At 40.3% G+C, this 24,581-nt stretch carries 19 protein-coding genes; 9 read left to right on the forward strand and 10 right to left on the reverse strand.

Translation table 11 applies throughout. The annotated features are described in order from the left end of the window. Positions 1-40 precede the first annotated feature (40 nt). From ACE1CC_RS12955 to ACE1CC_RS12995, 9 genes are all read left to right on the forward strand, one after another. On the forward strand, positions 41-871 hold the full coding sequence (locus ACE1CC_RS12955) for a tetratricopeptide repeat protein (RefSeq protein WP_413270850.1): 831 nt from the start codon (positions 41-43) through the stop codon (positions 869-871). 17 nt (positions 872-888) lie between these two features. After that, complete coding sequence (locus tag ACE1CC_RS12960) at positions 889-2,301, forward strand: tetratricopeptide repeat protein (protein ID WP_413270851.1); 1,413 nt, start codon at positions 889-891, stop codon at positions 2,299-2,301. A gap of 33 nt (positions 2,302-2,334) precedes the next feature. Continuing rightward, a complete protein-coding gene (locus ACE1CC_RS12965) occupies positions 2,335-3,834 on the forward strand; it encodes a tetratricopeptide repeat protein (protein WP_413270852.1) in 1,500 nt (499 codons plus the stop codon). After that, complete coding sequence (locus tag ACE1CC_RS12970) at positions 3,835-4,071, forward strand: tetratricopeptide repeat protein (protein WP_413270853.1); 237 nt, start codon at positions 3,835-3,837, stop codon at positions 4,069-4,071. Beyond that, positions 4,064-6,076 (forward strand): tetratricopeptide repeat protein, encoded by a 2,013-nt coding sequence (locus ACE1CC_RS12975; protein ID WP_413270854.1) that lies wholly within the window; start codon positions 4,064-4,066, stop codon positions 6,074-6,076. Before ACE1CC_RS12970 ends, ACE1CC_RS12975 begins: the two co-directional genes overlap by 8 nt. A gap of 30 nt (positions 6,077-6,106) precedes the next feature. Continuing rightward, complete coding sequence (locus ACE1CC_RS12980; protein WP_413270855.1) at positions 6,107-7,294, forward strand: tetratricopeptide repeat protein; 1,188 nt, start codon at positions 6,107-6,109, stop codon at positions 7,292-7,294. A 373-nt stretch (positions 7,295-7,667) separates the two neighbouring features. After that, on the forward strand, positions 7,668-11,840 hold the full coding sequence (locus tag ACE1CC_RS12985) for a PIN domain-containing protein (protein WP_413270856.1): 4,173 nt from the start codon (positions 7,668-7,670) through the stop codon (positions 11,838-11,840). A 166-nt stretch (positions 11,841-12,006) separates the two neighbouring features. Beyond that, complete coding sequence (locus ACE1CC_RS12990) at positions 12,007-14,340, forward strand: tetratricopeptide repeat protein (RefSeq protein WP_413270857.1); 2,334 nt, start codon at positions 12,007-12,009, stop codon at positions 14,338-14,340. A gap of 10 nt (positions 14,341-14,350) precedes the next feature. Next, positions 14,351-15,928 carry a tetratricopeptide repeat protein gene (locus ACE1CC_RS12995; protein WP_413270858.1) on the forward strand — a complete coding sequence of 526 codons (1,578 nt, stop codon included), beginning with the start codon at positions 14,351-14,353 and terminating at the stop codon, positions 15,926-15,928. Here ACE1CC_RS12995 and ACE1CC_RS13000 read toward each other — a convergent pair. The 10 genes from ACE1CC_RS13000 to ACE1CC_RS13045 form a co-directional block, all read right to left on the reverse strand. After that, positions 15,855-17,927: a DNA polymerase gene (locus ACE1CC_RS13000; RefSeq protein WP_413270859.1), complete on the reverse strand. Its 2,073-nt coding sequence runs from the start codon at positions 17,925-17,927 to the stop codon at positions 15,855-15,857. The genes ACE1CC_RS12995 and ACE1CC_RS13000 overlap by 74 nt on opposite strands. Before the next feature lie 147 nt (positions 17,928-18,074). Continuing rightward, on the reverse strand, positions 18,075-19,466 hold the full coding sequence (gene dnaX / locus ACE1CC_RS13005) for a DNA polymerase III subunit gamma/tau (protein ID WP_413270860.1): 1,392 nt from the start codon (positions 19,464-19,466) through the stop codon (positions 18,075-18,077). A gap of 81 nt (positions 19,467-19,547) precedes the next feature. Then, positions 19,548-19,826 carry a hypothetical protein gene (locus ACE1CC_RS13010; RefSeq protein WP_413270861.1) on the reverse strand — a complete coding sequence of 93 codons (279 nt, stop codon included), beginning with the start codon at positions 19,824-19,826 and terminating at the stop codon, positions 19,548-19,550. A gap of 499 nt (positions 19,827-20,325) precedes the next feature. Beyond that, complete coding sequence (dnaN, locus tag ACE1CC_RS13015) at positions 20,326-21,747, reverse strand: DNA polymerase III subunit beta (RefSeq protein WP_413270862.1); 1,422 nt, start codon at positions 21,745-21,747, stop codon at positions 20,326-20,328. Positions 21,748-21,888: 141 nt separating this feature from the next. After that, positions 21,889-22,758, reverse strand: a complete 870-nt coding sequence (locus ACE1CC_RS13020; RefSeq protein WP_413270863.1) for a DUF5895 domain-containing protein — start codon at positions 22,756-22,758, stop codon at positions 21,889-21,891. Positions 22,759-22,901: 143 nt separating this feature from the next. Beyond that, positions 22,902-23,216, reverse strand: a complete 315-nt coding sequence (locus ACE1CC_RS13025) for a hypothetical protein (protein ID WP_413270864.1) — start codon at positions 23,214-23,216, stop codon at positions 22,902-22,904. Between the two features lie 11 nt (positions 23,217-23,227). Next, the gene (locus ACE1CC_RS13030; RefSeq protein ID WP_143171191.1) at positions 23,228-23,425 is read right to left on the reverse strand and encodes a hypothetical protein; all 198 of its coding nucleotides are present in this window, start codon (positions 23,423-23,425) and stop codon (positions 23,228-23,230) included. A gap of 82 nt (positions 23,426-23,507) precedes the next feature. Beyond that, the gene (locus ACE1CC_RS13035) at positions 23,508-23,732 is read right to left on the reverse strand and encodes a hypothetical protein (protein WP_413270865.1); all 225 of its coding nucleotides are present in this window, start codon (positions 23,730-23,732) and stop codon (positions 23,508-23,510) included. Between the two features lie 17 nt (positions 23,733-23,749). Further along, entirely contained in the window at positions 23,750-23,872 is a 123-nt protein-coding gene (locus ACE1CC_RS13040; RefSeq protein ID WP_413270866.1) for a hypothetical protein, read from the reverse strand. Then, complete coding sequence (locus tag ACE1CC_RS13045) at positions 23,869-24,369, reverse strand: hypothetical protein (RefSeq protein ID WP_413270867.1); 501 nt, start codon at positions 24,367-24,369, stop codon at positions 23,869-23,871. The genes ACE1CC_RS13040 and ACE1CC_RS13045 overlap by 4 nt, the downstream gene beginning before the upstream one ends. Between the last annotated feature and the right edge of the window lie 212 nt (positions 24,370-24,581).

The raw sequence follows: 24,581 nt of genomic DNA on the forward strand, positions 1-24,581 counted from the left end.
TAGATTGTCATAAAATCTTAACAATGATGGGATAAAATAAATGAATAGACAGAGTGAGTTAGAAAAGCAAAACCAGAAAACTTTAGATAACTTTCGCATCACCCCCTCCGGTGAATCAATACTGGTACAGTTGGGTATCAATCCAACTGCTATCAAAACTATCAAACCACCTTGGAAACGCAACAAATATAGGACTGTAGTCAACTGGTTAATGAAATATCAACCCTTATTTGATGTTACTAACCTTAAAAAAGTTAAGAGTTTAGTGGAAGCATTTTACCATCTTTGTGAAGTAGAAGCTTGGAAAGAAGCAGGCTGCCTACTTTCAGTTATCCTCAATACCCCCACTAATGAAAAATTGCATAATCAACTACAAACTTGGGGTTATTATCGGGAACAGATTGATTTATACAGCCAAGTTTTGCGCAAATTAAACTCCGAATGGGATGCTACTTGTCTAGGAGGTTTGGGGAATGCCCACCAATTTTTAGGAGACTATACCCGTGCGATTGAGTTTCATCAGGAATGTTTAGCGATTGCACGAGAGAAAGGGTATCGAAAAGGCGAGGGGAATGCGCTGGGGAATCTGGGCAATGCCTATTCGTCCCTGGGAGACTATACCCGTGCGATGAATTTATATCAACAGGATTTGGTCATTGCACGGGAGATAGGTAATCGTCGAGGGGAAGGTAATTTAGCAATACTTCATGATAAGTTAGGCGATCGCAATTTAGATCTGGAGTATTGTAATTTTGCCCTATCCATTGCTACAGAGTTAGAAATTCCTATTCAAAAAGCCTGTATTAAATTGAAACAACAATTGGAGAGCAGTGAGAAGTATTTTGCCAAACAACTTCTCATTTGGTTATAAAAAACTGGTTGAAGATAATGAGTTATTTTGCTGAACTAAACATTAAAAACCAACTGGAGCCAGAGAATGCTAATATTATACCCTCTGGTGAGGCAATTCTTTCCGATCTGGGTATTGAGCCTACTAAACTAAAGTCTATTAAACCCTATAGCAAACGTAGTCAATACAAAGCTGTTGTGAACTGGATAACAAGATATAAGCCTGCTATAGATGTTTCTAATTTTGAGAAAGTAAGAGGCTTAATAGAAGCATTTTATCATCTTTGTGAGGTGGAAGATTGGGATAAAGCTTGGCAAATTCTTTCAACTGACCTGATTACTCCTATGAAAGAGGAATTACACAACCAACTCTACACTTGGGGTTATAATCAAGAAAGGGTTAACATATACAAGAAGATTTTAGATAAACTGTTGCCAAGATTAAATGCTTTTATTTTGAATGGACTAGGAACTTCATACTATTCTTTAGGAGATTATGAAGCAGCGATTAGTTACCTAGAGCAAAGCTTAAAAGTTATGCAGGAGATTCAAAACGATCAAGGCAAAATGGCAGTTTTTATAAATCTGGCAAATGTCTATGACTCTCAAGCAGATTATCAAAAGGTAATTAGTTACCAAAAACAAGCTATGGATATCGCGCAGGTAATTTCAGATCATTTGGGAGAGAGCAAAGCTCTAGGAGTATTAGGAAACATTTCCTATCGTTTAGGAGAGTTCAAGCAAGCAAGTAATTACTATCAGCAAGCATTAATATTGGCACAAAATATAAACGATACTCAGACTGAGGGGATAACGCTAGAAAATTTGGGTTGTCTTTATAGGGTACAGGGACATTACGACAAAGCAATTGAATGTTATGAACAAGCATTAGTTATAGCGCGAAAAATTAGCGATCGCCGATTAGAGTCGCAGATATGCGGAAATCTGGGTAATGTTTATGGTTCTATTGGAAAATACGAGCAAGCTGTCAAATACCATGAATATCGTTTAGATTTGGCGCAAAAAATGAAAGACTTATTAGGGGAAGCAACTGCTCTAAGAAATGTAGGGTATGCCTACTCTTTACTAGGAGAATATGACAAAGCAATCAAGCACCTGAAACTGAGCTTGGCTGTAGCAAAAAAAATTGGATCTTCGCAATTAGAGGCGAATGCTTTGAGTACATTGGGGATGTTGCTTGCAAGTGAGGGAAAATTTTCAGAAGCTCTGAAATATTTACAGGAAGGATTAACAATTTGTCAAAAAATTGATAGTTGTGTAGATGAGGCTTTTATTCTCTGTACCTTGACGAAACTTTGCCTGAAATTAGGTAATCCCAATCTGGCTCTTGAATATTGCGATCGCGCCTTATCTATTGCCACAAAATTAGACATCCCTCTACAAAAAGAGTGTATAGAATTAAAACAAAAACTGGAACTTCTCCATGATTAATTTAAAAGACAACTTCTCATTTTGTGCTAAAAAATGGATAGACTAATACCATCTGGTGAGTCAGTTTTAGCTGAACTTGGCATTGAACAAGCTACTTTAAAAATTATTACCCCCAAATGGAAACGCACTCAATACAGAGCGGTCATCAACTGGCTGACCAAATACAAACCTCAGCCAGATTCACCTATATTAGAACAATTACGCGGGTGTCTAGAAGCACTTCACCACCTGTGCGCCGTTGATGCCTGGGAAAAAGCTGCTAACTTAATTAGGAGAGGAGTACCTGTTACAACTTCGACGGTTCCCCTAAATAGTTATGAAGATATTTATTTAGAGGAAGCACTGCACAATCAACTCGGTGATTTTGGCTACTACCGAGAACAAATAGATTTGTGCGGCAAACTTATAGGAAAAGTTAATAATGAAGTTGATGATATTTGTTTGAATAGTGTAGGTCTAGCACATCGTGCTCTAGGCAACTATCAGAAAGCTATTGAGTGCCATCAACAACAGTTGGCGAGCGCACCCGATCCGCAATCTCAAGAAATTGCCCTGACTAATCTCGGCAATATTTATGGTTCTTTGGGACAATACCAAGTAGCTATGAATCTTTACCAACAAGCCTTGGCTATTTCCACCACTATATCTAATCAAAAAGGTCAAGGCAAACTACTAGGAAACCTTGGTGTTCTCCAACGACTACAAGGAGATTACGACCAAGCTATTGAGTATCATCGACAACAGTTAGAAATCGTCCATAATATTGGCGATCGCAAAGGAATAGCTAATGCTTTGGAAAATTTGGGAATTGTTTACTACTTCTTAAAAGAATACCAGAAAGCTGCTGAAAATATGCAAGGTAGCTTATCAATTGCCAGAGAATTGGGAAACAAAAGAGATGAAGCGAGTACGCTAGGCAGTTTGGGCAATGTCTATTTCGCTTTGCAAAACCACTCGTTAGCCAGGGATTTATATCGGCAGCAGCTAGAACTTTCCCGCGAAATAGGATATTTGGAAGGAGAAAAGGCCGCATTGGGAAATTTAGGCGTAGTTTGTAATTCTACCGGACAATACGAGATAGCCATTCAATATTACGAGCGAGGATTAGCGATCGCCAGGAAAATAGGCGATAGACAAGGTGAGTCATACGCCTTAAGTAATTTAGGCAATACTTATAGTTGTTTAGCGCAATACGAGATGGCGATTGAATACCACAAACAAAGCTTAGGAATTGCTGCCGGAATTGGCGATAAATGGGCGGCGGCAGCAGCAATACATAATTTAAGCGATGCTTATCGCTTGCTCAAACAGTTCGATTTAGCAGCATTATTAGGAATGCGAAGTTTGTATATTTTTGCCTGTATACAATCCCCTGAAATGGAAACAGCCATGATGACTCTCAGTAAAATAGCACTGGAAATTGGCATAGAGGAGTATGCCGAGATAATAGAGGAGCAACTACAAGTCATTAAGCAAGAAGAGGGCGGTGAACAGGCAGTAGTAGGGTTAAGGCAATTACTTTTTGAGACTTGATTGACAAAAGCTTGGGAATGCTTGCGTGTAGCACCGGAAATCTTTAGAGAAATTTGCGAGGTTCTTAGGGAGACGCTGGTTCGTTACAATCTAGCAGAGCTTTTTTATCAAATGGGCGAATTGGATTTCGCTGTTTCCGATTTCAATCGCGCTCTATCTATTGTTGCAGAGTTAGGCATACCTTTACAACAAGACTGTACGGAGTTAAAAAAAGAAGTAAAGTACACTTATGAGTAGCCTTAATAAGTTTGTTAATGGAGAGCAAGAGATTATCCAGAAGGTTGACATCATACCCCCCGGTGAGTCAGTTCTGGTGGCGCTTGCCATCGACCCCTCTACCCTGAAATCTATCAAGCCACCTACTAAACGTACCCATTATCGAGCAGTAATTAACTGGCTCACAAAATATAAACCTCTGCTGTCTACTACTAATCTAGAACAAGTAAAAAGTTGCATAGAAGCCTTTCACCACCTCTGCGAAATAGAAGCTTGGGAAAAAGTTAGCCAACTTCTATTTATTCATCTCAGTACACCCACAAAAGAGCAACTACACAATCAACTTTATACCTGGGGATACTATCGAGAACCGCTTGAATTATACAAGCGAATTCTTCACAAGCTCAATTCTCGAATAGACGCTATCATTTTCAATAATTTCGGTAACTCTTATCTTACCTTTGGGGATTTAGATAAAGCAATCGAATACTACGATCGGAGTTTAGCCATCGCTCAACAGATTGGTGATTCATTGATAGAAAGTCAGTGTTTAGCAAATCTAGGACTAGCTTATCGAGGTAAGGGTAACTCAGGTAAAGCTATAGATTATCACCAACGCAGCCTAGCCATCGCTCAACAAATAGCAAATCGCCAACAAGAGGCAGGATGCTTGAAAAATTTGGGAGAAGCTTACTTCGATTTGGTAAACTATACGCAAGCGAGAAGCTGTTTTGAACAAGCATTGAATCTAGCCCAAGAAGTTGGCGATATCCAACAAGAATGTCAAGCTTTGGAAAGTTTAGGACGGCTATATTTACTCCTTAAGAAGCCAAATAAAGCCATTGAGCATTATCACAGGAGTTTAGCGCTCGCGCGACAAATCGGCGCTCGTCAAGATGAAGAAGTAGCTTTGGGAAGTTTGGGTAATGTTCATATACTTTTAGAACAGTATTCCCAAGCAGTTCAGTATTTAGAAGAAAGCCTAACGATTGCTAAAGAAATCGGTTCTCGTCGGGGTCAGGAAAGCAATCTGGAAGCTCTGGGGAGTGCTTACCATCAACAAGGAGACTACGATCGAGCGATTACCTGTTATCAAGATAGTCTCAAAATGGCGCGACAAGTCCAAGACCAATTTTGGGAAAGCCGAGCCCTTAGAAGTATTGGAAACCTGTACTCAACTACAGAAAACTATCACAGTGCTATCGAATGTTATCAACAAAGTTTAAAAATTGCCGAGCAAGTTCAAGACCGTCCTGGTGAGGAAGCTGCTTTAGCCTATCTGGGAACATTATATGCAGAGTTAGATGAATTCGTTCTGGCGATCGAGTGTTTTCAGCAGACTTTGGCGATTTCACGGGAACTCAATGACCTTCAGGCACAAGGAGAGTATCTCGAAGATTTAGGTGAAGCCTACTATGCGCTGGAAGACTATGCCGCTGCTATTAATTACTTTGAACAAAGTTTGGCAATTAGACGGGAAATTAGCGATCGCCAGGGACAAGCAGAAGTTTTATGTAACTTGGGTCTAGCTTACGAAGCGATCGAGGAATATACTCAAGCAATCGATTGTTACGAAGAGAGTTTAGCTATAGCCCAGGAAATTGACGATTCCTTGCTCGAAGCTAATGCGCTCTCAAATCTGGGCGATGCTAACTACGCTTCAGAAAACTATACCAAAGCTGTTGAATGCTACCAACAGAACCTGTTATTGAAGCAAAAACTCCAAGATATTCAGGGTGAAGCGATCGCTTTAGGAAACTTGGGGGCTGCATACTACGCTCTCGGGGACAACACTAACGCGCTCGATTACCAACAGCAAAGTCTCGCAATTTCCAAAGAAATCGAAGACCTTCACCTGCAAGCAACCACTCTCTGTAATATGGGATCGACACTGACAGAACTGGAGCGGTATTCAGAAGCTCGTGATGCTTTGCAGACAGCGCTAAAGATTTGTCGAAAAATTGGCGCTCATTCTACAATGGATGAAGTGCTGCTGAGGTTGGTCGATTTGCCTCATCAGTATTAATTATAAACAATAAAAAACTTTATTGATAACATGGATAATCTTAATAGTTTAAATTTGGAAAAACGGCTAGAGTTAGAAGCAGCATATCTTAAATCCTCTAACGAATTCGTTCTAGAATATCTCGGAATCGAGCCACAAGCTCTAAGATATATCAAATCATCTTTGAAGCGGTCTCATTACAGGGCTGCAATCAGCTGGCTTATAAAATACCAACCTCAGCCCAATGTTTCCAACTTGGAAAAAGTGAAAGGTTACTTGGAAACCTTTCACCATCTTTTTGAAATATCAGCTTGGAATCAAGCTTTAAAAGTTGTGACTATTAATATTAGTGCTTATGAAAATAACCAGCTTCATAACCAACTTTTTAATTGGGGATATTATAGAGAATTAGCAGCATTTTATCAAGGATTTTTGGATTATTTAGAAAACTTAGAGCCTTACTATAAAACCATTTTATTATATGGTATGGGTAAAGTGTATTATGCCTTGGGATATCTGACAAAGGCGATTAATTGCTATCAACAAGCGTTAGAGCTTGCACGTACACTTCCCGATAATCAGCAGGAAGGAGCAATTTTAAATGGTTTAGGTCTTGTTTACTTTTCTTTAGGTAACTATACTCAAGCTATTAATTGCTATGAACAAGATTTAGCGATCGCGTGGAAAAATGACAACCGTCAAGGACAAGCTGCTGCACTTAACAACTTGGGACTTGTGTTTTGCAAACAAGAAAAATTCTGCAAAGCAATTAAGTACCAAAAGGAGAGCTTGAGAATTTCACGCCAAAGCCCCGATCATTCTGCGGAAGGAAGAGCATTGGGAAGCTTGGCACAAGCTTACACTGGTTGTAAAAAATACGATCGAGCTATTGAATACCATCAACAACATCTAACTATTATGCGGCGAATCGAAAATCGCGCAGGTGAAGCAGAGGCATTATGTAATTTGGGAATTACCATAGCAAAAGTTAAGGAAGTAGAATTCAACCAAGCATTAAAGATTGAAGATTATTCAGAAGCATTAAAGTACCTTTACCAAGCTCTGAAAATTTCTAGAGAAATTGGTATACGTTTAACCGAAGCTAATGTTATGTTAAATCTTACAGTGATTTATCAAAAGTTAGGTGAGAGAAATTTGGTTTTTAAATATTGCCAACAGGCTTTGAGTATTACCGGTGAATTGGGTATACCGCTTGAATCCCTAAAACACTTGGGGTAGCTCTATTTAAAATACTACTTTTTCTTGGTCAGTCCCTAGTCCCAAATTGTCAATTGACTAAAATTCATAGCGTGACAATTTAGGCTCTAGAATGTGGGCAGGAACGCTATTAACGCGAACATTTATGAATTATAGTAATATTAAACCCCAGTTGATTACCCGGTTTAGGGATTTTTATAGAACCACTTTCGTGTAGCGCGCACGTAGCGCGTAAGACACGAAGAACACGAAAGAAGAAGAGGATACGCCAATGGGTAACTAACCCGGATTTGGTATAATTCTTGATGGCTCAAAAAGCTAATAATGAAAAACTGGGCATCTTCTTAGATAATTGCCAAAATAAGGAAATAACAGATCGTACTAAGGTTCGTTCATGCCTCGCGCAGTTATCCTTACCGCACTCTCCGTAGAATATCAGGCTGTTCGGGAACATTTGACCGACGTTCAAGAAGAAACACATCCTCAAGGAACGATCTACGAACGAGGGTACTTTACTGCTAACGGTAGAGTGTGGCAGGTAGGAATTGCTGAAATCGGTACGGGAAATGCGAGTGCATCCTCAGAAGCAGAGCGGGCTATCGCTTACTTCAAACCCAAAATTCTCCTGTTTGTGGGTGTAGCTGGAGGAATTAAAGATCTTGCGTTGGGTGATGTAGTTGCCGCAACAAAAATTTATAGTTATGAATCTGGCGACGCAGAGGATGAGTTTTTGCCTAGACCCGAACTGGAACTTGCTTCTTACAACCTAGTGCAGAGAGCTAGAGCGGAAGCACGTCCACATAAGCGTGATTGGTTGCAACGAGTGCAGCATTTGCCCAATCGCATCCCTAGCGTATCGGTTGCGCCCATCGCAGCTGGGGAAAAAGTGCTTGCTTCAACCCGGTCGAGTGTTTTTCAGTTTCTCCGAAAGCAATACAGCGACGCAATTGCTGTAGAAATGGAAGGCTATGGCTTGCTGAAGGCGGTTCGCATGAACCAGCAAGTGTCTGCGATCGTGATTCGGGGAATTTCTGACTTGATTGACGATAGAACTGAAGCAGATGCTTTTAGTTCTCAAGAAATGGCGGCACGTCATGCAAGCGCATTTGCTTTTGAGATTCTGGCAAAATTAGATATCTTCGTAGAGGATAACGCTAAACAAATTTCAGGAGCCACGCCTTATGGAAACATTGAAGAGTTAGTAACAGCGTCGATCCAAAGATTTATTCCGTCAATTAATGCCAGCACCTCTATTAATCTGAATGATGAGCGGCATAACCGAATTGAGTATGGTTGCAAACTGCTTCGGCAAGGTCGATCTAAAGAAGCCTTAATTTATCTGACAGATCTAAAAACAGAAATTTGGTATAAGTCAGATTCTCTTGTTAGGTATCGCCTACTTGCCAATATTGGTATGGCTAATTTGGGGCTGGAGCAGATCCCTGAAGCTGCCGCCGCCTTTCTAGGAGCTAGACAGCACAACCCGGAGGATGATAAAGCTCTTGCTCTTGCCGCAATGGGCTATTTCTTACAGAGAGAATATATCCAAGCTGAGGAGTTAATTCAGCTGAGCCTACAGAAAAATCCAGCTAATACGATCGCGTATTCCCTCCGAGTTCAGATGGCTTCAGCTACAGATACACTCGAAGCAGTTCTTGATAGAGTTCCGTTCGCTTACCGCAGTCATCCCGATGTACTGGTTGCTTTGGGACAAGCCGCTTTAGATCGGAAGCTATATTTCCAAGCTAAAGAATGGTTTCAAGCAGCTATCAATCAAGGTGAAGTGAACCTAAATAACGTCAAAGTTTTTCTAGGTATTAGTTTAATAGAACCTATCGCCAAGAATTTCTCTATTATTATTGCCGGACAGATCGACGAAGCAAATAAAACCAATCTGCAACAGGCTGTAGATTTATTCACTGAAGTATTAGGTGGAACTTACCCTAATTTTGATAATTTATCCCCTATAGGATTAATAGCCTTGATAAATAGAGGAAGTGCTTTGAGACTACTAGGAAAGCAAGATGAAGCAATCCGCGATTTTGAAATCGCTTTAAAAGAGAAACCTGATGAGCCTTATTGTATAAAACAACTTGCCCTTCTAGCACATGAAAAAGGTAATGAACTAGAAGCATATAATTACCTTAAAAAAATCCTTTTATGTCCACAAACTCCTGAAGCTAACTTACTAGCTGTTAGTTGTTTGATAGTATTAAAACAATTTATAGAAGCAGAAATTTTGCTAGATAAATTTATACATAATGAAGTTCACGAAGAATTTAAAAGAGAAGCTAAACAACTAAAGTTTGAGCTAAAGCTGGAACAAGGAGAGTACGGAAATGCTGATAAAATAATGCAAGAATTGATGAACGAACATCCAGAAAGTGTTGCTAATCAAATTTTACGAATCCGATTCATACGAATCCGATTCAAACGAAGTACTGCCCCTGAAGAAAATGTTCAGGAATTTATCGAGCAGGCCAAAGCATCCTTATTAGCTAATCCTTCTTATCCAGAGCAAATTACTTTGGCAGATTTGCTTTATAGCTTGAAGTACTACCGTGACGCTGCGGAAGTTTATGAGCAATTTGTTGATAAGACATTAAATACCTGCTTGACACGGAGATTACTCTCCGCCTATTACTACGCAGGTAATTATAGAGCCGCACTAGAAATTTGTCGGCAACTGCTTGCTCAGTATGGTGCTTTAGAATATGTCTCAGAAATGGCTGCATTTCTGTATGAGAATATTGGTAATCTTGATGCTAGTCGCCAAGTATCTTTGGACTACTTATGTCGCTTCCCTAATGATATCGTGATGCAATTGCGATTAGCAATAGTTAACTATTTAACCGGAAATATGGAAGAACTCGATCGCTTTCTTGACTCAAATCCCAGTATTGAGTGTTTATCCATTGATACTTGTATGATGCTGGCGCGATTTCTTAAGATTAGAGGGCGAATGAATTATTTTTTCGAGATTATTTATGAAACAAGGAAGCGTTTTTACAACCAGGGAAAAATTCATGCTTTTTACGTAATATCCTACATGGAAGGAAGAAAAATTAAACCAAATATTTCAGAAATACAAAGTGTAGAGAATGGATGTGGAGTTCTCCTGAAAGATAAGTTTGGTATTCAGAAGTGGTATATTATTGATAATAGGCCAGATGCTGAACTTGCTCAGTATGAACTTAATGAAAGTCAGCCGCTTTACCAATATCTAATGGGTAAGACCTTGGGAGATGAGGTAATTATAGTAGAAGATAGCTTTGGTAAAAATGCTTTCACAATAGTTGCGATACAAGATAAATATTTGGCAGCAAGCAACCAAAGCTTTAGATTATTAGAAACATTACCAGACATCCAAGGATTTCGAGTAGCTTACATTCAAAGTACAGCAGAAGGCATCGATCCAGAGTGGCTAAAAAACCTTGATAATATGTTACAATCGGAGAAGAATAACTTTAATAAGTTTGATTCTGATTATCAAGAAGGAAAAATTCCCTTTGGTACTTTCGCAATCCTCCTTAATAAGAATCCTATTGAACTTTGGGAAATTTTGGTTGGTAAGCCTGAATCTTACATCCATGCCTGGTCATACTTTAATTATGAAAAATTTGAAGATGCTCTTACGTTACTTCAAAAAGGAGGACTTGTAGTAGTCGATCCTGTATCTTTACTGACTCTCCACCAGTTAGGGATAGCAGATGATGTAGTTAGAGTCTTAGGGAAATTAGGACTGGCTCAATCAACTCTCGATTTACTTCAGCAAATGGTTGAAAAATTTCTTGGATGGGGAATAGATGGTTTTACAACTTATGGAATTGTGAATGAAAAACGAATTATACAAAAGTTTAGCTCCGATGAAGTTTCTCAACAAAGAGCTTACTTTGAACAAATTATTGGTTGGGTAAGAAACAATTGTTATATTCTCCCTTGTTGGAGATCTCTTGATATTAGTAAAGATAAACGAAATCAACTTAACGAGCTTATAGGCACAGCCTTTGTCGATACTGTGCTAATTGCTGGAGAGCCAGGACATATCCTATATTCTGATGATCAGGTGTTGCGCTGGTACGCTCGTGTAGAATCAGGAGTTGCAGGAGTTTGGACTCAGGTTATTTTAAATTATTGCCTACAGCAAAAAGGTGTTGATGAAGCGGTGCATCGTAGCGCAACTTTGCAACTGATTCTATTGGGTTATAACTACACCGTTGTAGATGCAGACATCCTGATGGAAGGAGCTAAGCAAGCTAAATTGGAAATTAAACGAAGTTACACTGCGGTTTTAAAAGTTCTTGCAGATAGAAGAATATCGTCAGATTATATTGCTTTTGTTGCTGCTGAATTTATTTGCAAGCTGTGGGTGGAATTTAACGTTCCTTTTCTTAGGGATAACTTGATTTTGGAGTTATTAAAATTCATCGTATCTGGACGATCTCAAAGGCAAATTATCCCAAAATTGGCAAGTTGTATTGATAAGAGGTTGGCTTTGATGCCTATTGCTAAAAATCAAATATTTCATTTAATAGAAATATGGTGGAATTGTGGAATATATTATTAATTGATATTATATAGCGATGATTTGGTCTTGCTCGCTGCTAATGACGAGCAGACTATCTAAAGAGAGGACAAATGGGTAGAAAAATTAGTTATAATTAATACATAAGATTTAATAATGTACTTGAACTGGCAGGGTGTCTTTCAGTGAAAAAATTTAAATTGGAAAAATGAGTAATTCTGCTGAGAGCGACACAGAAACATTAAAGGATAGCACTCAAGAGTTTGAGTCCCTACAATGGGAATTGGCTGTAGCGCGAGAAATCCAAAATTGCCAAACAGAAGCGCAATTGCTGATTAAACTAGGTAGCCTCTATTACTCCCGAAACAATTACGATCGCTCCTCGGATTACTACCAACAGAGCTTGAACGTAGCAAAAGCGATTCCAGACCGCAGGTTGGAAGCATTATCTCTACTAAGTCTAGGTTGGGTGTATCAAAGAATAGAAACTAATGATGGCAACTATAAGCAAATGCTGGAATGCCATCATCAGTGTTTAACCATTGCCCAGGAAATTTCAGATCTGTGGCTGGAAGGGTCAGCTTCAGCTAGCCTGGGACGTACCTATCAGCATTTGGGAGAGCATCATAAAGCCATTGAATATTCGCGCCGTAGTTTAGCGATCGCACGGAAAATTCATCACCTGACGTTAGAGGTAAATTCCCTCGCCACCTTGAGAAGTGCTTATGATGCTCTAAGTCAGCACGATCGCGCTGAGGCTTATCAAGCCGACCTCACACCATCTGGAGAATCTGTGTTAGCAGAGTTAGGTATTAAGCCAGATTCTCTAAAATTATCTAAAATTCTGCCTCTGCAACGAGTCCAATATCGAGCTGCCATTAACTGGCTGACGAAATACCAATCGCCGGCTCAAGCAACTAATCGGGAGAAGGTGAAGAGTTATTTGGAAGCTTTTCACCATCTATGTGAAGTAGAAGCTTGGGGAACTGCTAGCAAAATTTTAGCAATTCACCTCAATACTCCTACTAACGAGGAGTTCCACAACCAACTCAAAACTTGGGGCTACTATTCAGAGCAGATAGCGCTTTACAACAGACTGTTATTTAAAGTGAGTCCAAGTTGGGACACGATTTGTCTAAATGGCTTAGCCAATTCCTATAGCGCCCTTGGTAATTATGCTAAGGCTATCGACCTGCAACAACAGCACGTTGAAGTCGCCCGGGCAATCCAAGATGTTCGATCGGAGGGCTATGCTTTGGGGAATATCGGGCTCAATCACTACTACTTAGGAAATTACGCTCAGGCAATTGAATTCTTGCAGCAAGCTTTGGCCATTCTAGGCGATATTGAGGACAGTCGCGCTTTTCAGGCATTTCTAGGCAATCTGGGACTTGCTTACTACGGTTTAGGAAACTACATCAAAGCGATTGAGTGCCATCAACAAAGTTTAACCCTCGCTCAAGCAAATCAAAATCGTCGAGGAGAGGGGGAAGCTTTAGGTAACCTGGGCAATGCCTACATTGCGCTAGGGCAGTTTACTAAAGCGATTGAATACCATCAACAACATTTGGCGATTGCCCATAAATTGGAGGATCGATACGGAGAAGGGAACGCACTGGGCAATTTAGGAAATGCTTACAATGCTTTGGGAGATGCTGTCAAAGCGCTTGAATGTTATCAGCGCAGCCTGTCTATTGCTAAGGAAATCGGCGATCGCCGAGGCCAGGGGGTGTCTCTCTGTAGTTTGGGTAGTGCCTACTATGCCTTGGGAGATTACCCTCAAGCCATTGAATGCTACGAACAGAGTTTGGGGCTTACCATGCAAATTCAAGACCGTCGTGGCGAAAGTCAAGCACTTACTGGTCTAGGGCTGATCTACGACGATCTGGGTGACTATGGCAGAGCGGTTGAATACCACAAACGGGCATTGAAGATTGCCCAGTCAATTCAAAATCGTGGCAGTGAGGGTAAAATTCTTGGACAGATCGGTACTGCTTACATAGGTCTAGAAAACTACCCAAAAGCAATTGAGTGCCACCAGCTGAGTTTGGAAATCGCCTGGGAGCTTAAAGACCGGGATGAAGAAAGAATTGCGCTAGGGAATTTGGGTAATATAGCCTTTTGTGTGGGGGAATATGGGCAGGCAGCCAACTTCTACAAATTAAGCTTAGATCTTTCACGGGAACTGCAAAACCAGCGTGGGGAAGCCACTATGTTAGGTAACTTAGGGACGGTACTCTTACAACTTGAGCGATATGCAGATGCGCTGGAACATTTGCAGGTAGCCTTAGAGATTAGCAGAAAAATTGGCTTGCGGTCTAATGAGGCGATGGTACTTAGGAGTCTAGCAGAGTTGCATCAGAAGTTGGAACAACCAGCACAGGCAAGAGAGTATTGTGACCAGGCTTTGGCGATCGCTACCAAATTAGGCATTCCGCTGAGCCAAGATTGCCACGAACTTAGGGCTAAACTGAGGATATATGAAAAGCAGATGCTGGTTGAGGAGGAACACAACTTACCAGCACAAGATTTGACAAACTGACGCAGATCGCATGACGAATGACATTGCCGAATTAGATACAAATCCTCAATCTCGATCCCTTACTCAGGAATTTGGCTTAACGGCTGATGGCAAACAACTACTGGCTGAGGTTGAAGCTAGTTTGGCAGCACAGGATAGTACTAAGATTCGTCCTTGGGAACGTGCTCACTATAGAGCGGTAAAAAACTGGCTTCACAAGTACAAGCCACCCATAGCTGCTTCAAATTTAGAAAAAGTTCGCGGATATTTGGAAGCGTCGTACCATCTGTGTGAAGTAGATGCACAAGAACAAGCTAATAAAATCATTGGAATACGTCTTAACAGTATTCCCAATCAAGAGTTGCATTCGCAACTTGCTGTTTGGGGCTACTATAGAGAACAAATTTATCTCTATAATAGGCTTTTAAGCCAAGCAGATCCTCGTGTAAAGCTTGTTTATTTGACAGGGTTGGGTAACGCTTATATTTTTCTGGGCAACTACGATATAGCAATTAATTATCATTTACAAAATCTAACTGAGGCACGGAACATCAGTGATAGAGAAGCTGAAGCCACTGTATTAATTAGTCTTGCTGCTACTTATATTTTTATGGGTAAGTACTCAGAAGTAATTACCTATACTCAGCAGTCTTTGAAAATTGCACAAGCAATTGGAAACGTAAAATTAGCAGGCGATTGTCTATGTAATTTAGGAATAGCACAGTATTATTTGAGCAATTACTTAAAAGCAATTGAATATCATGGTCGAGACCTAATTGTTGCCCAAAACAATGGCGACATTGAAACAGAAAATAGAGCAATGGGCAATCTAGGAATTTGTTACTTTTGTATAGGGAAATATGCCAAAGCTACTGAATATTTTAAAAAAGCTTTAATAATTTCGCGTAAAATTGGTAACCCCAAATTAGAATCTGCGGCGCTGGGTAATTTAGGTTGTATTTATAACGAACTATGCAATTACTCCGAAGCCATTAAATTTTACGAAAAACAGTTACAAATTACACAAAAAATCGGTGATCGTGCTGGTGAGGGAATAGCACTAGGCAATTTAGGAACTGTTTATGATTGTTTAGGAAATCATTGTCAAGCTATTGAATATCAACAGCGACGGCTAGCAATTACACGAGAAATCGGCGATCGTAATGGAGAAGGAAAAGCACTTGGAAATCTGGGAATCTCTTATTATTGCTTAGGTGACTACCCGCAAGCAATTGAGTTTTATCAACAACGGTTAAAAATTGCACTAGAGATTGGAGATATTGCTGGGCAAGGAATCGTTTTATATAATTTAGGAGAAAGTTTAGCTAAACTTAAGCGGTATTCAGAAGCACTGGAGTGTTTGCGGAAATCTCTCGATATTTTTAAGGCTATTGGTGGGCATTTCAAGGAAATTCAAATCTTGCGAATATTGGCGAAAATATACCAGGGCTCAGGTCATTACTTTATGGCTTTTAAATATTATATTTTCATGGCATTGAAAAAAACTACCCAGCAATTGCCAGGTAGCTTTTCTCTTATTTCTGAGCCCAAGAATCACAAATCAAACTTTCTGCGCTCTCCCCCTCATCCACCGGAATACAATGGATAAATTGCCTCATACTCTGGCGCATCGAACTCTGAATAATAGTAGCGACCTCAAGACTATAATCGGAATTGGCGATCGCATCCACCTCATCATGAGCCATATTACCAAGATGCGCCCCATATTCAGGATGACAATCTAAGCGCTCGATGATCTCACCCAAAGCCATCTTCATAATATCAGCCTCTGCCATCGTCCAGAAAGCTGCCGTCGCATCCGGGCCCTTGACAGAAACACACTTGTTTTCCCCAAACTCTTGGGGATACAAAGGAAGAAACACCCCACGTCCAGTCAGACAACGCACATAACCCAATCCAAACTTAGTCCGCCCCAAAATTTCCTCAATCCCCAACACTGACGGCAAAGTGCAATTAGCCTCTTTGATAATCTTATGACAAAAAGCAGCCACACCAGCATAAGTTTTCTTCCAACCAGATTGACTCGACTGCGCCTCTTTATCAGTTAAACTAATCCCACTACCAGTCCTAATAGTTTTCTGAAGCGTCTTAAAACCCTGCAAATTCATCGACCCATAATGCACGTTTTTACTAACAGCCCGCAACATCGCAGCCGTCTGATGATTAGCATGAGATTTATCCTTAACCCAAATACGAATATTATCCTCAGTCCAATCATCACCAAGACCTTGAATAAATGCGATCGCAGAAGCAATCGAACAAAAGATTTCCTGACTCTCTGAATTTAACCGCTCAATTAATTGACTATCAAAAGATGCCTCACAAGCAATGCGAGTATGCGCTTTAGAAAGGTCAGAAACAATTAAGCTAGTACCAGGATGTGCCACAAAAACCGTTCTAATCGCAGGCAAATTATAAGCTTGTAATTCATCAGGAAAATTACTCGGATTCGGGGGATTTTGCAAATTAGGATGTTGGCTGCTACTGCGTCCAAAAGCTGCCCGATTAATTTGGGTATAATGAGAACGCACATACCCATCGCGCAACGATTCCTTGAGATTAATCAAATAATCCAGATAAGTCTTAGTAGTCTTAATCACCGAAATTAACCTAACTTCTGGAATATCCCAATACTTACTCAAAGAATCAGCATTCACTTGCGTTAATTTCAACTTAAATTTCTGATTAATTAACTTCGGTAATTCCTTAGTTGAATAGAGATAAGGAATCGCTTCAGGAAAAGTAGAACCCAACTTATTCACCAAATCCTGATAAGCCGTTTCATACTGCAAAGTAACATTATTCAACGCCGCCTCATTTACAGGCATTCCATAATAAGCCATCTGTGCAAGAGCAGGTGACGCACTACACTCAGCCATATAGGAATTCCAAACACCAATTTCCTTCAATAAAGGCTCAAGTCGGTCATGTATTTGCAGAACTACTTCAGCATCTAAACCAGCATAATTAAGTTGATTATTACTTAGCTCTCCACCCCCCTTATCTCCCCATCCCCATTCAGATTTCTGTTGGGTTTTATCTATTTCAATGCCAAGACGCAGACAAACCGAAGCCAAAGAATGCGCCTTATTGTTAACTTTATCCAGCCAAGGATCTAAACCAGCCCAGTATACCTGACTCATCAACTTAGTATCGCGGACACAGCGAATTTTATATCCATAGTTCACCAACATCCATTGTTGTTCAAAATCCAAAGAATGACCCACAACTTCCACAGTTGGATTGGCTAATCGTTCTGCCAAAGTTTCCCAAAATCCCAGATGATGAAGCTGTCGCTCTGTTTGGACTCTTTGTTCATTAGCGAAACCTAAATCGATCAATAGCACCCATATCTTACTATCTATAGTAAAAGCTAAAGAAATCAGGCGAATTTCTCCAGTATTGGGGTCAAGAGCGCTATCAGGTTCTCCAGAATTACCAAAAGTTTCTAAATCAAACCCAAATCTTTTAGCTTGCTTCCACTCTCGTAAAAGCTCAGGAAAAAGGGGATTATCTAGCAGAACTATATTAGATTTAAGGGACTCTTCCCGTTGCAAAAATAGAGTATATTGAAAGTATTGTGGCATAGGAACACCTAGCTAGTTTCGGCAATCAATGATCAAACCAAACCCCTAGTTATTATCTTAGCTGATTTCTCAAAGTAATTGAGATTAGTATGGGACAAGGATATTGAGGAAATATCAAATAAATATTTCCTCAATCAAAAAAAGTATTTAGTTCGACACAGAAACTTTAATGGGTCTAGAAGTAACAGAACTAAAGGCAGATTCTAACGCAGTAATTTGGCTATCAACTCTTTGTTTCAAAGCAGCACTTTTGACAAATACAGTAGCAGTGTCCTCAGAGAAATTTGTCAATGAACCATGTTGAGAAAGCAACACTTTGAGCGACGGAGGAACTTTGGCTAGCACAGTTTGCCAAATATTATTATGAGGAACAACAGCAGAAGTTGGTAATGCTATGGGTGATGTTGTAGATGTGGGTATATCATGAAGCACATCATGGTTGTGACTCTGCATAGTACCAGAGAGTAATCCCAAAATAGCAACTTCCAACCAGAGCCAAGATTGGTTAGAAAATTTAATTTGAGCTTCACAAGTTCGCAGATGTTGTTGAGCAGCTAAAATGGTATGGCGACCCAAAAAACTAGCCAATTCTTTGCATTGTTCTGGACTGACTTCTAATAACGAAAAATTGAGTTGGTTATCGGAAACCGTCAGGACAATCAGCATTTTGGTGTAGAATTCAATTAGATTCTGAAGTACCACCAATGGCTCTTTACCAGAATTGAGAAGGGAGCGGATTATATTAATAGTATCCAATTCTTTATCAGATGCGATCGCACTCACCAACTCCATTAATTCTTGCTCCGGTACAGCGCCCACCAACTCCCACACTTCTTGGGTTGTAATCGACTTGTCTAACAAACTAAGTTGCGACAACAAAAAAAGTGCATCTCGTAATCCTCCTGTAGCTAATTGTGCCACTAAATCAATAGCAACTTCATCAATTATTATTCCCTCAACTTCAGCAATGGTTTTCAAATGTTCCACCATTGCATCTAAATTAATGCGTTGAAAATTGTAGCGTTGACAGCGAGAAATGATAGTATTAGGTAACTTTTGAGGTTCCGTAGTACAGAGGATAAACACCACGTTGGGCGGGGGTTCCTCAAGAGTTTTCAAAAGAGCCTGAGTCGCTGCACTACTTAATCCATGAGCTTCATCGATCGCATAAACTTTATAGCGACCCTGCACAGGAGTCAAGTGCGCCCCGGTACAAATTTCCCGAATCTGGTCAACCCCATTATTACTTGCAGCATCAAGTTCTAGCACATCAATGGCAGCACCATTGGCAATATCTCGACAAGAGGAACAACAACCGCAAGGAGAAGCTGTGGGGCTATCAGTTTCCAAACAATTGAGCGATTTAGCTAAAATCCGAGCAGAAGAGGTCTTACCAGTCCCTCTTGGCCCAGTAAACAGATAGGCACTGGCAATGCGACTTGAGTTGATAGCATTGGTCAGGGCAGTTGCGATCGGATTTTGACCCACTAAATCGGCTAAAATTTGTGGGCGATACTTTTGATGGAATGGTTGATACATAAACAATTCAAAATTCTCTCATTCAAAATGCAAAATTAAGGGTTAAGAGTCGGGCTATGGTTTGTAGATTGGGTAGAGTAATTAAGGCTCGTTGAAATGAGTTGGCAAATTTTTCAAATATTTGGATTTGAGCTTTCCATCCTTCCAATAGCGCAAATAAGGATAAGGGCCATATTCTTTACCCTGCTTCTTATTGGGTATCATTTTCCACTCAATCCTCCCCCTCCTCTCGCCTGGGATTGGCTGATTTGACCGCTCAGTTGCTTCCAACAACCCACCGATGATAGCGTGCAACTTCTCCAAATCCGGGCGAGATAGTTGTAAAGCTGCATCCAGCACTCTTTCTAAGTCACTGTCCATAGCTTTTTAGGGTATATTTTTCCCAAAACATACCCTAAATTTAGGGTACACAATCCAGTTTTTGTACCCTAAAAAACTTGTGACAATCAGCGAAAACTTGATGTATACCTTATACAGCGATGGTTTGAGCGCATCGCGCCTGAGCTTTTAGGGTATATTTTTCCCAAAACATACCCTAAATTTAGGGTAGACAATCCAGTTTTATACCCTAAAAAACTTGTAGCAGTCAACGAAAACCCACTATATACCTTATACAGCAATGGTTTGAGTACATCGCGTTTAAGCTTTTAGGGTACATAGGCCCAAAACGTACCCTAAATTTAGGGTACAAGATCAAGTTTTTGTACCCTAAAAACTCCTGACAGCCTGGAAAAACTTGCTACATACCTTATGGGGCAATGGTTTTAGCTTATTGCCTATACCTTTTTAGGGTATATTTGCTGGAAAATATACCCTAAAAAGCTTAACAACCAGCTGTTTTAAGTAAAAAACCTTTGCTTTACATCGGCAGTGCAGCGAGTTCTAAGTCAGCCTCAACTACATCTGTTGATATTGATTCTGTTTCGATTTCCTCTATTTCTGTGGTTTCTCTTTCCCTAACCGATGGTGAGAATGCCTCATCGGACAATGATTCATCTTCAATAGTGTCTGATTCTTCAATAGCTGTTGATGCAGTTTGGGAAGATAATTTACGTCGGGAACGCTGATGTTTTGGAGATTCACCACCAAGTTCCACTGGCATGACTAAAACTGTAGCAGAAGACAGAGTACTATCCGGTAAATTGATAGTAGCAGGATGATGAGATTCGTTAAAGGAAAAACATAATTCTGAAGAAGGAATAGCTTTAATAGCTGGGATAAGTACATCAGCATCAAAGCCAATTTGGAAATCGTTACTTTTGATTAACGCAGGTAAAGATTCAGCACCAGAACCAATATCTTTGCCTTCCACATATAGAGAAAGAACTTGCTCAGTGGGATTGAGAACTAAACGAATAATTTTGTGTTTGTCGAAAGTAGCAAGGCGAGTCACGGCAGCTAAAATTTGTTGAGAACTGACAGAAACTTCTCGACTCCAAGAAGAAGGTATCAATTGTTGATAATCAGGATAACTTCCAGCCAAAGCGCGACAAACCAGAGTAAAGTTAGCGCCGCTAAAGATAATTTGGCTATCATTACAAAGCAGTTGAACCGGGAAATCATCCTTGGTTTCTGTAGGATTACCCAAAAGCTTTTGTAACTCTTTTAAAGCAGCTTTGGGAACAGTGATAGCTAAACTAGTTGGAGAAGGAGAAGAGGATTTCCTTTTACTTTTTGGTTTCTTTTCATTCGATGATTCTGGTTGCTCGCCATGACTATGAAGAGAATCTTTAACAACAGCCAGAGATTTGCTATTAGTAGCAGCGAATTCCACACGCTGGGCTGACACAGTTAACCGAACACCAGAGAGAACTAACTTAGTTTCATCAGAAGCAGTGGCAAACAAAGTAGTTTTTAATCCCCGCGCTAGGACACTGGCAGTTAGTATAGCAGAACTACCTGTAGATGGTTCTATGGTAGGTAATTGAGGAAAATCGGATGCTGCCATACCTCGAAAATTGTAGCGTTTACCAGAACAGGTTAATGTAGCTTCCTGTTTATCTGGTTGAATAGTAAACGACAATTCTTCCTCTTTTGGCAAAGAAGAAATAATGTTGGATAAATGTTTAGCTGGGATTGTAAAACTACCTTCAATCTCAACAGATACTTCCAAATGTGCGGTAATACCCAAACTCAGGTCGAAAGCGCCAATTTCTAATTTTTCGTTAGATGCTTTGAGGAGAACATTAGCAAGAATGGGATGATTTGGTTTACTCGGTATTGCACCCATGACTGTATCGAGTGCGGCATCGAATTGCTTGGCAGTACAAGAGAATTTCATAGTAGTAAGTTGAATGTAGTGCAAGTAATGAAAAGCTTTATCCACTCCAAAAACTGGGGGATAGGTGTTAGGGTCGGGGTGTAGGGGTTAGGGAAGAGAAGAATTCCCCTAACCCCCAACCCCAACCCCCAACACCCTGCCTTACTGAGCAGGTGGCAGTTGAGCCATTGGGGTAGTGTTACCCGAAAGACCGGGTACAATCAGAGGTTGAGCAGGTTGCAGAGCTTCCCAGATTTGCTGTTTGCGTTCTAGGTTGAATCCCAGAAAATACTGCTTCCAAGTTTCCAAGCTAGGAACTTCGTGGTTAGCTACTTTGCAGGCAGGGCTTTTCTGAGTTGTCCCGGCGAGTTCTCGGACAGTAGTGAAACAAAATACGCACAAGCACTTGAAAAGATTGTTCTTACCCCTAGCGGCGATGCGGTTACTGATAGCATGGCAAGCGGTCATTTCATCGATGAAAGTCTGCCAATGGGTAGCGAAAGTCGCTTGATTAGCACCGCTAGCCCGGTAAGACAGTGGGACTTGGTGTAAAGGTTGATTCTGGTCATCAAGCAAGATAACCTCAAAATATTGGGTATTGCCGATATTCTCCTCATCCTTGTATTCCGGTAAATAGCGTCCCACAATGACCAATTGCTTTGATTCTTTGGTAGCTTTGCGATCGTAAGCTAAAGTAGGAGTTCTAGGACAAACTAACATTCGCACAGAAGGAGTGAGAAACCCTTGTTCCTCAACTCCAGTAATCTCGAAAGTATAGGTAGTAAGTAACTTTTCGTCAAAGTTGAACCATCCAGCTTTTGCCATTTGGTCGGCGGGGACAAAGTAGCCGCACTGTTTGGGAGTTGTACCCCGCAATGCCTGGATGCGCGGTAGTCTGGCATTGGGGTCAAGGTACATTGGGTCAGCAAACTCGTCCCGTTCTAACTCGATTTCTGGAGTTTCCAATGCAGTCGGAGTAGTGCTGGGTGCTGAAGTGGCAGACTGGTTTGATTGAGATGCTTTGTCTTTCACTGATTTAGAGGTAAATTGTTAATCCCCAAAAGGCGCGTCAGCGCTTTGGACTGGGGACTGGGGACTGGGGATTAGGAGACAAGGGGACTAGGGGACTAGGGGACAGGGGGATAAGGAAAATTTTTATCTTCTGCCTTCAGGGACTAAAAAGGAATTTCTTCGTCAGAGTTAGCTGCAATAATTGATGTAGCTTTCTCTGAGTTATTGGGAATAACCACAGGTACATTTAGGGAGTGCAACTGAGTGATGATATCTTGTTTTTTCGACTCAACTAAAAGCTGTTGGAGTCGAGTTAAATGAGCGATAATTTCTGACAATTGTTTCAGAGAATGTTGAGTAAACTTGATTTCTAGGTATTCCTGATTATCGAAAATAACCAAACTTTTGAAAGCTGAATTATCAAAGGAATTTACCAGACTGTTTGGGGAAACATCGCAGATGAGTTGTTGACGAATCATATTCGGAGTAGTTAATAATGTAAATCGATGTCAGTATCACCGATATGAGAGTAATCCCACATCTCGTACCATTCTTTTTCTCGTTCATCCATTTCTGCGGCGGCGTTTGATGTGTGACCACATTCGTCGGACGGCGGTGTGGAGGTTATTGTTTTTGACAAAAATAAGGGAATAGAAGTGGATGGAGGAGATGAGGTTTTTTGTGACATAATGGTGAAGTTCTCATAGCAATACATCACAATTCATAGCGCGTCAGCGCCTTTAACAATTCAAAAGATAAAATGCTTTCATTCAAAAAATTGACTCTATTTGAGTAGAAGAAGAGTTCATCTTCTTCACTAAAGAAGTAGCATTGATTATTTTCCATCCTTGTCTGATACAGTTTTCTTTTGCTTGCTCAAAATCCCTGAGTGTTGGCAGCAGTTTGTAACGCACAAAACCGCCCCTAACCGGAAACACATAGGTTTGCCATCCTTGTGATATTTGTACGTAGCTAACTTGTTTAAACACGCGCATGATTAATACCAGAAAAGTTAAGAAAACATTTGGTTAGAAATGATTTGTTGATGGATTTTAATTAATTCTCCTAAATTATGAATTGCTCTTCCCAAATTAGCGACGTAGAGAAGCATTTTTGGTGCATATTTGATGCTCAATGCCAGTCGGCTGGAAATTTATGTACAAAATCCATAACAAGTTGCAAAGCTAATTGACGTGGCTCTATTTTTAAGTTTGAAGCAATCTCCTCAAATCTTAGCTTCTCCTCGACAGTCTCGAAATACATACAAAGCCTTGTATTATCTCTATGAGCACCAATCCCCCATAGTTGGTCACAAACTCCATCTTCAGTTGCATCTTTGTTCAATCGGGCAACAAATACAGCAGAGTGAAGAGAAAACTGTCTGAACTGAAATCCTCTTATTGCGTAATCTCGTTGCTTGCCTTCAAGCAACTCTTTTGCTTCTTCAGCAGTAATAATAGGTGCTTTTCGGATTTCCGGCTCTAACACTTTTTCCCAAATGTTTTTAAAGCGTTCTATAGCCTGGGTGTCAGTCATTCGTCGTCGAATATCTGAGTCCTCACCAAAAACCTTTGCATCACCCCCTTTGACAAGGTATACCTTACTTTGTGGAAATAGGCTTTCATCAATCATTCTGAGTACCTTAACAGATTCTATTGGATGTAGTATTGTAGCATTTTTAACTTATTTTATACTGTTCCTGTTTCACTCCCTGAAACAAAAACATCAAAAAAATTCCTTGCCTAAGTGTAAGATGCACTCTAGGCGGTTGAAAATATTTAATAGCAAAAAAAATGTTAAGCTTTTATCGTAGGGGAACATAGAAATTGTTGTGTCCAGACTTA

Source organism: Floridaenema aerugineum BLCC-F46, assembly GCF_041929345.1.
GTDB classification, from domain to species: Bacteria; Cyanobacteriota; Cyanobacteriia; order Cyanobacteriales; family Aerosakkonemataceae; genus Floridanema; species Floridanema aerugineum.

Bases quoted from the DNA above. Each gene is read 5' to 3' on its own strand.
- ACE1CC_RS12955 (WP_413270850.1), top strand. From the start codon at position 41: ATGAATAGACAGAGTGAGTTAGAAAAGCAAAACCAGAAAACTTTAGAT.
- ACE1CC_RS12960 (WP_413270851.1), top strand. From the start codon at position 889: ATGAGTTATTTTGCTGAACTAAACATTAAAAACCAACTGGAGCCAGAG.
- ACE1CC_RS12965 (WP_413270852.1), top strand. From the start codon at position 2,335: ATGGATAGACTAATACCATCTGGTGAGTCAGTTTTAGCTGAACTTGGC.
- ACE1CC_RS12975 (WP_413270854.1), top strand. From the start codon at position 4,064: ATGAGTAGCCTTAATAAGTTTGTTAATGGAGAGCAAGAGATTATCCAG.
- ACE1CC_RS12980 (WP_413270855.1), top strand. From the start codon at position 6,107: ATGGATAATCTTAATAGTTTAAATTTGGAAAAACGGCTAGAGTTAGAA.
- ACE1CC_RS12985 (WP_413270856.1), top strand. From the start codon at position 7,668: ATGCCTCGCGCAGTTATCCTTACCGCACTCTCCGTAGAATATCAGGCT.
- ACE1CC_RS12990 (WP_413270857.1), top strand. From the start codon at position 12,007: ATGAGTAATTCTGCTGAGAGCGACACAGAAACATTAAAGGATAGCACT.
- ACE1CC_RS12995 (WP_413270858.1), top strand. From the start codon at position 14,351: ATGACGAATGACATTGCCGAATTAGATACAAATCCTCAATCTCGATCC.
- ACE1CC_RS13000 (WP_413270859.1), bottom strand. From the start codon at position 17,927: ATGCCACAATACTTTCAATATACTCTATTTTTGCAACGGGAAGAGTCC.
- dnaX (WP_413270860.1), bottom strand. From the start codon at position 19,466: ATGTATCAACCATTCCATCAAAAGTATCGCCCACAAATTTTAGCCGAT.
- ACE1CC_RS13010 (WP_413270861.1), bottom strand. From the start codon at position 19,826: ATGGACAGTGACTTAGAAAGAGTGCTGGATGCAGCTTTACAACTATCT.
- dnaN (WP_413270862.1), bottom strand. From the start codon at position 21,747: ATGAAATTCTCTTGTACTGCCAAGCAATTCGATGCCGCACTCGATACA.
- ACE1CC_RS13025 (WP_413270864.1), bottom strand. From the start codon at position 23,216: ATGATTCGTCAACAACTCATCTGCGATGTTTCCCCAAACAGTCTGGTA.
- ACE1CC_RS13030 (WP_143171191.1), bottom strand. From the start codon at position 23,425: ATGTCACAAAAAACCTCATCTCCTCCATCCACTTCTATTCCCTTATTT.
- ACE1CC_RS13035 (WP_413270865.1), bottom strand. From the start codon at position 23,732: ATGCGCGTGTTTAAACAAGTTAGCTACGTACAAATATCACAAGGATGG.
- ACE1CC_RS13045 (WP_413270867.1), bottom strand. From the start codon at position 24,369: ATGATTGATGAAAGCCTATTTCCACAAAGTAAGGTATACCTTGTCAAA.